This window comes from Levilactobacillus hammesii DSM 16381 (assembly GCF_001434395.1).
In the GTDB taxonomy this organism is placed as follows: domain Bacteria; phylum Bacillota; class Bacilli; order Lactobacillales; family Lactobacillaceae; genus Levilactobacillus; species Levilactobacillus hammesii.
Map to the genome: position 1 here is coordinate 1 of NZ_AZFS01000016.1, position 12,416 is coordinate 12,416.

At 46.9% G+C, this 12,416-nt stretch carries 7 protein-coding genes; 1 reads left to right on the forward strand and 6 read right to left on the reverse strand.

The features are described 5' to 3' along the window. Positions 1-87: 87 nt before the first annotated feature. From FD28_RS01120 to FD28_RS01135, 4 genes are all read right to left on the reverse strand, one after another. Positions 88-3,669 carry a hypothetical protein gene (locus tag FD28_RS01120; protein WP_235806824.1) on the reverse strand — a complete coding sequence of 1,194 codons (3,582 nt, stop codon included), beginning with the start codon at positions 3,667-3,669 and terminating at the stop codon, positions 88-90. 260 nt (positions 3,670-3,929) lie between these two features. Beyond that, positions 3,930-5,087: an MFS transporter gene (locus FD28_RS01125; protein ID WP_057731752.1), complete on the reverse strand. Its 1,158-nt coding sequence runs from the start codon at positions 5,085-5,087 to the stop codon at positions 3,930-3,932. Between the two features lie 6 nt (positions 5,088-5,093). Continuing rightward, positions 5,094-5,519 carry a MarR family winged helix-turn-helix transcriptional regulator gene (locus FD28_RS01130; RefSeq protein WP_057731755.1) on the reverse strand — a complete coding sequence of 142 codons (426 nt, stop codon included), beginning with the start codon at positions 5,517-5,519 and terminating at the stop codon, positions 5,094-5,096. Positions 5,520-5,784: 265 nt separating this feature from the next. Continuing rightward, the gene (locus tag FD28_RS01135) at positions 5,785-8,778 is read right to left on the reverse strand and encodes a leucine-rich repeat protein (RefSeq protein ID WP_057731757.1); all 2,994 of its coding nucleotides are present in this window, start codon (positions 8,776-8,778) and stop codon (positions 5,785-5,787) included. A gap of 723 nt (positions 8,779-9,501) precedes the next feature. Here FD28_RS01135 and FD28_RS01140 point away from each other — a divergent pair. Continuing rightward, positions 9,502-10,083: a helix-turn-helix transcriptional regulator gene (locus tag FD28_RS01140; protein ID WP_057731760.1), complete on the forward strand. Its 582-nt coding sequence runs from the start codon at positions 9,502-9,504 to the stop codon at positions 10,081-10,083. 65 nt (positions 10,084-10,148) lie between these two features. On the opposite strand, the gene FD28_RS01145 is transcribed toward FD28_RS01140, so the two are convergent. Both FD28_RS01145 and FD28_RS01150 read right to left on the reverse strand, forming a co-directional pair. Then, on the reverse strand, positions 10,149-11,114 hold the full coding sequence (locus tag FD28_RS01145; protein ID WP_057731762.1) for an aldo/keto reductase family protein: 966 nt from the start codon (positions 11,112-11,114) through the stop codon (positions 10,149-10,151). 643 nt (positions 11,115-11,757) lie between these two features. Next, positions 11,758-12,411: an NAD(P)H-binding protein gene (locus FD28_RS01150; protein ID WP_057731765.1), complete on the reverse strand. Its 654-nt coding sequence runs from the start codon at positions 12,409-12,411 to the stop codon at positions 11,758-11,760. Positions 12,412-12,416 lie beyond the last annotated feature (5 nt).

Sequence of the window (12,416 nt, forward strand, 5' to 3'; positions counted from 1 at the left end):
ACCTCAGGCCTTTCGTGATAAGGGCTGAGGGCTATTTTCGTACTTTCAACCTTTAGATCTAAATAATTTGTTTTTACCAGCTCGTCATCATCGACCATTTAAGAAAATACCCACCTTTCGTTGCTCAGCACTTGTCAACGCAAATTTGCCGTCCTGGTCTAAAAGAAATGGTACCTCCATAACACGCCCGTTTACTAATTCCTGTTGAATGAAATTCTGCGGTCCGACTGGTTCAATCAAATTAACCATGAGAACTCGCCAATCTGATTGCCCATCACGTTTACTGATTTCATCTAGCTTATCCATGACCTGCCGTCGTTCTTCTAGCATCTCACGTTGATGAGGATGCCGCCAATTTTTGAGATCAATTAAAACGTGATTAGCTGTCTGAAAGTCAAAAAGTTCATGATTCAACTGCTCCAGATCGTGCAATTGCGTTGACCAATATTTTTCGATAAAAAACTTGCCACATTTTTCACCTAAGATTCCCTGATAACTATCCAGTTGGACGGGATTAAGCATGTAATCCAACGCCGTCCAATCCAGCGGCCAGTGATTGGCCTCAAACAGAGCCCGAAGATCAGGATTCTGGGCAATAATGGTCAGTCCGGCTGCGTCCGCCGAAATCTCAACATTCCCCTGATCATTCAATGGAAAAGTAAAATCATCTCCATCTCGTTGCGCCCGATATGCGGTCGCTTTCATGCTTAAATAAGAAAATTCCGCCCGATTTTGATAACTATCATATTGGTGTGCCGTCATCGTTGGATATTTTAAGAGTGTCTCGCGAAACTTCTGAAATTGCCTAGCAACGTTACCAGAGGTCTGCAGCTGACCAGCCATCCGCCTAACCGCGTCCAGCGTTTCCTGCGTCTGATTCCGGAACCTAATCTGGCGAATGTGCGATAACGTTGGGACCACATGTTTCTTCTGACGTTGCTGCTCTCGAATGGCCTGCGCAACTGGCCCCAACTGATAGTCGTGCATCATTGAGACATTATAATAATCAATAACTTGGGTTCCTAACAGGACCATCGTCTCCGGCACCTTATTAAACGCTCGATCCAAGCGACCAACCGCTTGTAAGATAATTTGCGTATGCGCCCCAACATAGCTGATCGTGTCACGAAATTGACGAACGGGTTGACCATTACTTTGCTTTCGCGCATACAGGTCCACCTGCGCTAAATTAATCTCGTCATTGTCAACGAGACCAGCCAATTCATAATAGGCTGTCAGCCATTCCTTACGGTTACTAGGTTCAGCCTGATCAGGAATCTGCGTAAATATGTTGGTGATTCGTCCCAAATAAATACCAGCAATGTCTACCATTTGTCGGCGTTCATCGCCAGCTGAGACTGCCTTAGGTGCGATATCGATAATCTGTGCGCCTTCTAAACTTCCCGCGCGATATTGCAAATTTTGACCAACGCCCAGCGTGGGGTAACTGCTCAACAAATACACTCTAGTTGCCTTAACGGCTGGCAATTTTAACGCCTCAACCACCTGCTTTTCAACGGCCAAGTGCTGTGCCGATAACTTCTTCGCAATCATTCGTATCTGTGGACGTGATGTTTCTGTTGCACAAAGTATGTCCACCAGCTTTGCCCACACTTGTTCTATAAATTTTCGATCCATTGCTAAATGGCGAAAATCGTCGTCTTCTTTTGGAAGGACACTCTGCAATCCTAAAAATGTTGGGTACTTGGCATTCCCTAAAAAACAGATGAAGCTATCGAATAGTTCCAAATAGCGCAATTGGATATACTGATATTCTTTAGGATTACTCTTCTTCTGAAACTGCTGATGAACCTGGATCATCGTCTGCTTAACAAATTGATCCAGCTTTTTTAAGTCCTCATCTTGCTCGTGTGACAGTGCCAACGTCTGTAACCGGGTGCAACATAAGTCACGCATACAGTGCCCACCCTCACTGGTTGCAGCCTGTGAGGTCGTCTCTAAAACTTTGACGGTCCCGCCGTTTTCACGATAGCGCCGACTGACATCAAAGGTTTCCTTAACCGAATCCGGCAAGTTTTCAAGACCATCAAGCAGTCGTTCCCCTAGCTGTTCTCGTAAAAAATTAAAGTCAAAATTACTAAGCGCCGTTTCGATATTGACGGTCGCCGACATTCCCAAAACAATGCCCCGCTTCACAAGCTTCAAAAGAAATTTTTCCGGCGTCGTCTGGACAGTTGCAATCTCAATCTGCGTCCGATTTAAATGATCGTCGCTATCTGTTAAGGAAACCAGTTGCAGGCCAGAGCGTTGTAAATGACGTCCATAATAATTTTCAAATTTAATCTTAGAAATCTCATGACGATGACTACCCAGCTGGTGAAACAGCGCTGTAATAATATCTTGGGCATCTTGCGATAGCCACAAGGTGTCACAAATCGTGCGCAGAGCACTCTCTATCTGCAACTGCGTTTCCAAAGCCGCACGTTGTCCGTTGACCTGAAGTTGATAGCGTTCCGCCCACTTTCCCATTAACGCCGTGAGCATCTCCAGAAAGTGACCAATCTGCTGGACCATCTCATAAAAATGGAGATCATTAATTTTAGGTTTTGCCCGGGTCAAAACGACCTTCTTTTCGTCCGGATTATCTTGACTCCACCAAGCATGGCTACTGGTTATCGTTAAACGTGATAGATTGAAAATGAAATTTGTCGCCGTTGTCGCGTTGACCGTCTTATAATCTTCAGTCAATTTATACTTTTGATCCAGACGATTGACCTGGTCTTTTAGCTTACTAAAACTTTTATTTTGTCGCAGAATTGCCATAATATCCGTCGACCGTCTTTTCTGGAGAGTATTCGCTGCCGCGTGAATTTCTCGAAAAAATGCTAAAAAGTCGATCGGTAGTCGCAAGCTGTCATCAATAATTTGATCACTCAAAATACGCTTCATTTTGTCTATTTCATCCAACACAATCAGCGCGTCACCGAGTTCCTCATCACGACTGATTATGATTGACTGCGAATTGAAAAAAGATTGATAGCTCCGCGTAAACTTGGACCACGTCAGGAGAACCACTTGATGCTGGCCTAAATTAATTTCTGGAAAGTACCGATTGAGATAATGTGCAGCGGGTGTTTCATCAGTTGCGACATATTGGCAAAAGAAGACCCGATCTTCATGGCTTAACGGCGTCTCTAATCCCAGCTCAGCCGCTAACACCTGGATAAGTTCCCCCTTAAACTCGGTAAAGGCTTGTGCCATATTTTGATAATCCTTGATTCGTCCCCCGCTTAATTCCTGATCCGGCTGATTATGAAAACGTTGATAGTACGCTGCTAATCGTTCCACCACACGTGAGAGTCCTTCTGATTGTAGGTCCACTGGGATGTCACGCTGATGAGCTAAGATCATGTCAACTGTTTCTTCTAGCGACCTCAGAACGGCCAACGTTCGATAGAGGTACTGTTGCCGAGCCTCAGCAGACGCAAAGGCGCCATGCTCCGTCACGTATTGGGTGAGTAGATTCTCGCCAAACTCATCCACATGAAGATTACTTTTCTTGGTTACGACAAAATATGCACGAAATTTTTGATTTTCAACCACCCGTTTGCATAGATAATCAATCACCCCAAACGTTTTGCCACTACCGGTTGGTGCTGGAACAGTCACAAGCGCCCCAGGTTGTTTGGGGGTGACCATGGCGTACACCGGTTTCAGTATCTCCGAAAAATTTAGGCCCATGTGCTCTGTCAGCTCCCCGTACAATATTTCCTTCTAAACTAGCAAACAACGAGTTGACTTACAATCCCATTTACACAACTTGTACATTGTTTACTTATAATTTACTGGAAAGCCATCTTGTTCAAAATTACAGCCTCGTCAGATGCTTCAACGCGACACCCGGTAATCAACAGGCGTAAAAAATAGGCCTTCCAAATGGCAGGCCTACACGAACTATCAAATTCAATTCAGGCTAGCTTCCGCCGATTCTGCCAGTACACCACCACAAGCAGCGGGAGCGTAATTGCCATCACCGGGTAGAGCCAGACCCATGGCAGATAGGTCGTGATGACCCCCGCCAGCATGGGACCCAGTGTCATCCCCAGGTCGATCCCAATATAAAAAGTGCTATTAGCCAGGCCCCGGTCAGACTTGGGAACCAGCGTGAGTGACTTCGCCTGACAGATAGAAAACATCAGGCCATACCCGGCGGCGAGACCCACGGCCCCTACCGCTAGCATCAGCCAGTTCGTCATTTCCGTCAGGCCGATCATGCCAATCAGATTACACCCTAGGCAGACCCAGAAGAACTTGCCAAAGGGGATGCGGTCAAAGGCGTCTCTTAAGAGTAACCGCATCGCTAACAGTACCAGGGCATAAACTGGGAAGAAGGCCCCGGCTGGAATTGGAAAGCCACGGTGTTCGACATAGCTCACAATATAAGTCTGTGTCGCGAAATACGGCAGAGAAAAGAGCAAGAGAATCACGGCAACTGGAATGACCTTGGGCTGAACCAAACGCAATTTCGGCTGCTGGACCTTGTTCTTTCGGTAATCGGGATGTGGCACGCTACGATTCCCCACAAACTGAATAATGATGAGTAAAAGTGTCACGCAAATCGCGGCTACCCAGAACACGCTACGATAGCCAAAGTGATGGTAGAGATAGACACTCACTGCCGGTCCGATCGCCATCCCCAAAGCATTGGCAATCCCGTAAATGCCCATGCCAGCGCCAATTCGATCGGCCGGCAACAGGCTAGCCATCCAGGTCGACATGCAAACAGTACATAGCGTGTATCCCAGGCCGTTCACAACTCGCCACACCATAATCAAGGGAACGGACGTGGTTAAGCCATAACCCACGCAAGCTATTAGGATCAGGATGCCCCCAATCATGGTCAACCGGTACTTGGAGAAACGATCCGTCAGATTCCCGGCTAAGGGCCGCAAGACTAGCGAGGTCAAGTTCATCATCCCCGCAACAACCCCAGCTAACACACTGTTCGCCCCGACATTGCTAGAGAACCCCGCAATGATCGGATTTACCAGCATCGGACTCATCAGAAAGAAGAAGCTGGCGGCTAAAACTAATTTAACATCTTTTGTATACAAACGGGTCTTCACACGACCTCAGTTCCTTTCCAAATTCTGGCTGACGCGATCTAGCATCGCCAAAAGTTCTTGTTGTTCGGTCGGTGTAAAGTCGGTGAACAATGCCTGGCTGGTATCTTTAATATGCACATCCAACTGCCGGCATTTCGCGAGGCCGGCCGCAGTGAACCCCACCAGCTTGGTACGACCGTCATCGGGGTTAGGATCTAACCGCAACAGTTGTCGATTAACCAGCCGCTTAACAATCAGGCGAGCCGTCTGGTGCGTAATCTGCTGATGATCTTTAAAATCCGTAATCGTACTCTGCGGAAAGTCCTCAAAGAACCGCAATGCATCGGCCTGCTCACTGGTTAACCCTAACCGACCAACGAATCGATTACGCTTGTGTCTGATCCGCCGCCCCAAGATAACCAGCTTGCGGGAAAGCATTTGATCACCGTTCATGAAATCACCTCTAAAGCAATTGTACAGCTAGCTGTACGATTTTAAAAGGCTTGCTCGACTTTTTCTTTTTCCAACTCGCCATTGTTTCAGCGGTATGGTGACCGAACCCGTCAAGTACAGCTCGTAAACCGTCAGTGAATCGTTGCTACCCGTGCGCCATTTCTTCTCCCACATTCGTTATACAGCCGAGGCACAAAAATAGCCGTCAGTTCATCCTGACGACCATTTGAAACTGCAATTTTATTTGATAAAAATTTCAAAGCCTTTACCGGTGCTGGCGACGTGCACCTAATCCTAGTCCGGCCAACACCGTCAACAGCGTCGCCCCAATGGCTGACCAATAATTGGGCCGTTCATAGGTTTGGGGCAACTGCGTCTGTTCCTGTGTTACCTGCCCGTCGACTTTGGCACCACGTTTTACAACGGCCGACTGGTGTGTGTACGACCAGGCAGGGGTTGACATTTTCTGTCGTTCGCTGCTGAAGTTAACCGGATCAGTTAGCTTAAAACCTGCTCGCCGACCCGTGTGTTTCACAGCCATCCCCCTAGTTTGGTGCTGCTTCACTTGACGGGACGGCACCTTTTTAGGCGACCGCTTCGTCGGCTTAGGTTGACTAGCCGATTGGCCAGGAGTAGCTGCTGTGGTTGGCGTCGCCGGTTGCGCTGGTTCAGTCGATATTGTTGGTTTAATTGGATTGGTCGGCGTTGTGGGGCTGGTTGTTCCAGAACCATGATTTGGTGTTGACCAATCCAACGTAAGGGCTGCCACCCCATAATTTCCGGAATGGTCCGTTGCATCCCCCGTCGTTCCACTGGCCAGTGACAAGACCAGACGGTTTCCCGAAAAGCCCGCAGGCAGGGTTAACGCGTCAGTGACGGGATCATATGTCACCTGCGTGCCGTTCAGCATAAAGATCATGGGATTCGTTAAACTGAAGTTTTGTAATTGTAATTGCTTGGCAATGGCCGCACGGATGCCGGTCAGCTGATTACCAGATTCGTTAACGGTAACGGCTAGCGTTTTCTGCCCGGCTAAAGCGTTATCTCCAAGATGTGTGATCGGTTGGGTAGCCTGAATCTGTTGTAAATTGTTGTCACTAAAGGCCCCGTTTCCCATACTATTGACGGGACCGTTCAGTTGAATCCCTCGCAACTGGTTGCTGGCAAAGGCCGAAGCACCAACATCCGTCACCGAGCCAGGAACGACCAATGTCCCTTGCAATTGATTGTTCGCAAAAGCTGTAGCCCCAATCGTTTTTACAGACTTTCCCAATGTGAGTGCCTTTAATTGATTACTTCCAAAGGCATTCTCACCAATTGTCGTTACCAAGTCAGGCACTTCTAAAGTCCCCGTCACCTGATTGCCAGCAAAAGCATTGTTTCCAATCGTCACTAAACCTGTCCCCAGTTTTAGGCCAGTCAGGTGATTGCCCGCGAAAGCGTCATCATTAACATGTTGAATACCATCTGACAATGTCAGCGTCCCTGTCAGGTGATTGCTAACAAAGGCATCATTCCCAATAGTTCCCGTACTCTTACCAAAGTCAACTTCTGTCAAGGTATCCCTAGCAAAAGCACCATCGTTAATGAACGTCACACTGTCTGGAATCACCAACTTTCCAGTCAAGGTCGTATTACCGGAGAAGGCCGCACTTCCGATCGTTTGAAGTTCAGAGGACCCGTCACCGAGTTGCAAGCCTGCCAAATGATTGCCAGCAAAAGCAGTATTCCCAATAGTAGCCACCGTATTCGGAATGTAGAGGTTTCCACCAATGCTATCCCCGGCAAAGGCTGCGTCTCCTATGGACTGAACATTCTTCCCGAGCGTGAGCTGTGTAAGCGTGCTATTTGTTGAAAATGCGGCTGTTCCAATCGTTTCAACCTTGTCTGGAATTACAACACTGGTTAGCAAGTTATTATCAAAAGTTGATTCACCAATCGTTTTCAATGCATTGGCATTATCAAAATCAAGCTGAGAAATTTGATTGTACTGAAAAGCATTATTCTCAATCTTAGTTACTGTCCCAGGTATGGTAACAGCTGTGATCTTATTATTTAAAAATGCAGCTTTTCCAATTACCTGTAGGGCACTCCCTAAATCAATGGTGGTCAAATAATTATAGGCAAACGCGCTTGCCCCAACGGACCATGTCCCTTTCGGTAACGCTATACTGGTCAGTGCATTATGGGAGAACACATTGTCTCCAATTCCAAGAGACTGGTCTCCTTGCCCGAAATTAACTCCAGTTAAATGGTTACCAGAGCCATCGCCTGTCTCATTTCCTTCGAACGCTGAATTCTCAATCTGCTTTATAGTTGTTGGCAACGTCAAGACACCTGTTAGCTTGTTACCATTAAATGCATTGGCTTTAATATCCCATAACGAATCAGTATCCTTTGAAAAGTCAACTGTAGTCAGCAGATTATTCTCAAAAGCAGCTTCCCCAATAATTTGGATATGAGCACCCATGGTTAAGCTCGTGATTCCAGCATTCTCGAAAACCTTATCAGCAATTTCCGAGACATTAAAAGTACCCGCACTCCCAGTATGAGCATCTGGAATCACAATATTCTTACTCGTACCCGAATATCCAGTAATAATATAACCATCACCACCACCATTTAAGACATACGAAAATCCATCCACATCTGGCGTCGTGGTATCAACACTTGCTGGAATAGGCACAGATCGCGATAACAAAAGTAAGGACGGCCGAACCTGATTCAGCCGCAATGAGTATCCCATCGCCGAGAATATTTTGGAGCACTTTACTGACACGGACGGTGTCTTTACCTGAAGTGAATCATTATGCGTTACCGGTGGTTGCACGGGGTCCGTTGGCTTTTCAACTGGTTTCTTAGTTGTTGATTGGCTTGTCACGGTTAGCGAGCTCGACTGAGACGGCTGTTGTGCAACCGTTGGCTTCTCACTTGTCGTACTAGATGTCTGACTGGCTACTGACGACGGTGCAGTGCTAGACAACTGAGCCACAATTGAAGATGACACCGGATTTTCGTCAGACGCACCGCTCCTTGCACTACCATCAACTTTTTTTGAAGGGCCAACTTCGCTAGATGTTGTGTCCTCAGAATCTTTAACAGCTGTTGTTGCCGGCTTTGTAGTATCCGTTGCGGCTTGTGCTGATTGTGCACTGATCATGAGCCCCGTGCTCAAAGCCATTAGCGTAACGCCCGCGTATAGGAGCGGATGTTGCGTTTTATTTTCACGACCAAATTCTTGACGATCTTCCATCTGCATATCTAATCTTCCCTTTTCTTTGCCCCAAGCCGTTGTCACGCATGGAGATGTTCTCCGATTAATAAATTTCCTTATATTTCAAGCGTAGCACGAATAATGTGAATTACCAGATACCGCTAGATAGCAATGGGACAAACGATTCACTCTATATTAATGTGTTCTGATTACCCTATGTCTAGAACTCGCGTCAAAATCGCGGTATTTGGGAACAATACGCAACGATTATCAAAATTCATCACAAATTTTCTTATCTGTGATGAATAATATTTTTCTTGGCGCTGGCTATCTTTAATCGTCTAATGCAGGTTCTATCATTAACCTCGTCTCTTTTGATCACAATCTCACTACACAAAGAGTGCCAAACACCACCCGTGATTGTTAGAAACCGGACATTATCAGACCAATAATTCGATATCTCATCCAGCTTATCCTTTAACAATGTCAGCCATACCGACAATGAGTTTCATTTATGCCTAGTCTTTCATCCCAGAACAACGATCTTCCGGGAAAGCATTTGATTGCCGCTCATGTGATTACCCTTGCATCAATTGCACAGCTAACTGTCTATTTTTAAAAGATGGGGGGAACGCCCTGATCTTTTTTAAGACATTATCAAATTATCCACCTCTCAGCCCCCTTTACTACCGCTATGTCAAAGACTTTTGGCAGACAAAACACCAGATAAATGGGACAATAGATTTATCTCAGGGAGGAGCTTTTTCCATGGTACCCTTAAATTTGCAGCACACACTTGTCGTTTATCGTCAGCAGCAACATTTAACTCAAGCTGACTTGGCTGAAGAACTTTACACATCCCGACAAACCATTTCCAATTGGGAGACGGGCAAAACCTACCCAGACATTCAAAGCTTGATCCGCTTGGCTAACCTGTATCACGTGACCGTCAATGACCTCGTCCAAACCGATCTGTCTGCCATACAAAATCAGACCGCCAAATATCATCTCAAGCCGTTCAGTCTAGCCGCCATTACCTGCCTGGTTGCCGTTTACGGACTATTCGTAAGTCTGCGCTGGCTGCCCATGATTCCGACCGTGATGGCGATTGCCGCGGTAACCACTATTGGTTTGGCCTTGACAGGCTATCTGATTTACCTCAGCCAACGCCTTCAGCTGAAAACTTTTCGGCAAATCAAAGCCTACCTACGCCACCAACCCGTGCCTCCGATCACGCGGTCTCACACGCGTCAAACCGTAACGCTCGTGCTGAGTGGCCTCGTCGGGTTGCTCATTGGCGGTGGCCTGACCTGGTGGATTGCCACAGCTGTTCTGCAGTGGCCCTTGTAACTGCTTAAAAGCGCATTCGAACTCGTTTGATTACCAAACAAGTTTGAATGCGCTCTTTTGATCACTTAAATTTCGCGGGAAAACTTCTTAAACCCAAACAACTGATCAATCCGGGTTTCATATGCTGCTGGAATCTCTAAGTCGACGGCTTTCAAATTATTCTGTAACTGTTCCGGCTTGCTTGCGCCGGTTATCAGGCTGGAGATACGGGCATCCCGCTTGTCCCACGCCAACGCAAAGGTTGCCAAGTCCGTATCTAACTCCGCTGCCATCTGGGACAACGCTTCAACTTTGGCCAGGTTCTCAGGGATTAGTTGTGCCTGCAGATCTGGTTGGAACGTTCCCCGGGAACCGGCTGGTGCGGATTGCCCCTGCCGATACTTACCGGTCAATAGTCCCTGAGCCAACGGGGAAAACGGAACGATACCTAACCCGAGTTCGCCACATAAGTCCAAGAGTTCGTGCTCAATGTAACGATCAAACAGATTGTATTCTGGCTGAACGACCGTGATGGGATGCAAGCCCCGTTTCTGAATAATCAGCTCCGCCTTTAAAATCTGAACCGGCGTCCATTCGCTGACCCCGTAATACAAAATTTTTCCTTGGTCAACTAACCCACTCAACGTCGTCAACGTTTCTGCTAGTGGCGTTTGCGGATCGAACCGGTGACAGAAGTACAGGTCTAAATAATCTGTTTGAAGATTGGTCAATGACTGGTCGATAGCTTCCGTGATGTGTTTCCGTGAAAGCCCCCGGTCATTAATACCACGATCGGATGGAAAAAAGACTTTACTTGAGACAACCAATTCTTTACGGGGAAACTGCTGCAAAACCTTACCTAAGAAACGTTCAGCGGCACCGCGACTGTAAACATCCGCACAATCAAAATAATTGATACCCTTGTCATACGCCAATTTGATACTCTGGGCGGCCAAGTCCTGTTTTGCGGCATCACTGACATCTGTTAACCAACTCCCCAGTGCGAGCTCACTTACCCGTAAGCCGGACTGACCTAATTGTCGATACTTCATATGTAGGCACTCCTTTTATGTCAAAATAATGATAGTTTGATTAAAAAATGATATGAATCTAGATTACCACGACTACCTGGATTCGCCTACTGGTTTTATACTGTGACCCACCCGTGCTCATCTGAATTGGGCTATCCAGCCACATAGTTGATAGCCACTGCGCTTTACCAAAACCGATCCCTGACGTCCTAAATCTAGCAGGACGGCGTATGTCACAGACTGATTCGGTCTTTCGGGCACTAAAAAACTAAACCGCGCCGGTTGTAGTCGCTGCCGATAACTATCGGAAATGACCGAAAAATACAAGGTTACATCCACGGTTAATTGCCTTTCGTTAGGCACCGCCCACCGGAATCAGCGGAATGCCCTGCGGTGTTTGTCGGGAAACGTTGCTACAATTCTCGCCCAACAACCGCCACACCCAGATCATGGCCGATTATACGACTAGACGGGCTGTCACTCTCGATGACCTTCTTTCTGACTGGTGGGGCGACATCAAAACCATTTAACATCCCCCCAAATGCGTGTCTTTTCGCGAGAGATCAGGCCCCGTCAACTTCACTGCAAACTAAAACGCGAACCCACCCCAAAGGCAAGTTCGCGTTCGCTCTTGATAGTGTCTTTAGTTTCGAACACTGGCATCTTATAATACTGGTCGTCTCAACCCTTGCGTATCAGGGTCACCGATTCCAATACTATCGTTGGCGGCAAAGTCCGGATCAGCAATAATCTTTAAGACGACATCTGAAATACTTCGCCGTGAAACTGAAGTTCCAATATAAGGTTCACCTTTGGTCGTAATCTGGTAGTTAATCTCATTGTGATCATTTAACCAAGGCAATCGTAGTGTCGTGTATACCAAGCCTGAGTCTCGTAGCAAGCGGTCCGAATTTCTTCCGGAAGCGAGATACGGCTGAACTAATGCTTGTTCGTGATTCCATTTACCAAAGGCCCCTGGTACCTCGTCGTAGATTCCTAGAATATTACTAAAAATCACCCGTGACACCTGATTTGCTTGCATTGCCGCGATTACGTTCTGGGTTACTTGGGAATTGCGACTATAATCAACCGTCGCCACAAATACCAGATTCTGACCAACAAGTACTTTATTCAAAGATGTCAGGTCCCGCAGATCAGCTTCAACTACGTGGACGCGTTTAGAATCAAGTTTTGCCAAACGGTCGTGATGTCTCACTCCAAGTGTGAGAATCACATTATCAAAGCGTCCTTCAGACAATAGGCGAGTCGTCACGATTTGGGCAATGCGGCTATTTGCTGCTAAAATTAGAACTTTCATAATAA

What these genes read in the sequence shown, in the direction of transcription:
- FD28_RS01130 (WP_057731755.1), bottom strand. Translation starts at nt 5,519, where the DNA reads ATGAACGGTGATCAAATGCTTTCCCGCAAGCTGGTTATCTTGGGGCGG.
- FD28_RS01140 (WP_057731760.1), top strand. Translation starts at nt 9,502, where the DNA reads ATGGTACCCTTAAATTTGCAGCACACACTTGTCGTTTATCGTCAGCAG.
- FD28_RS01145 (WP_057731762.1), bottom strand. Translation starts at nt 11,114, where the DNA reads ATGAAGTATCGACAATTAGGTCAGTCCGGCTTACGGGTAAGTGAGCTC.
- FD28_RS01150 (WP_057731765.1), bottom strand. Translation starts at nt 12,411, where the DNA reads ATGAAAGTTCTAATTTTAGCAGCAAATAGCCGCATTGCCCAAATCGTG.
- FD28_RS01135 (WP_057731757.1), bottom strand. Translation starts at nt 8,778, where the DNA reads ATGCAGATGGAAGATCGTCAAGAATTTGGTCGTGAAAATAAAACGCAA.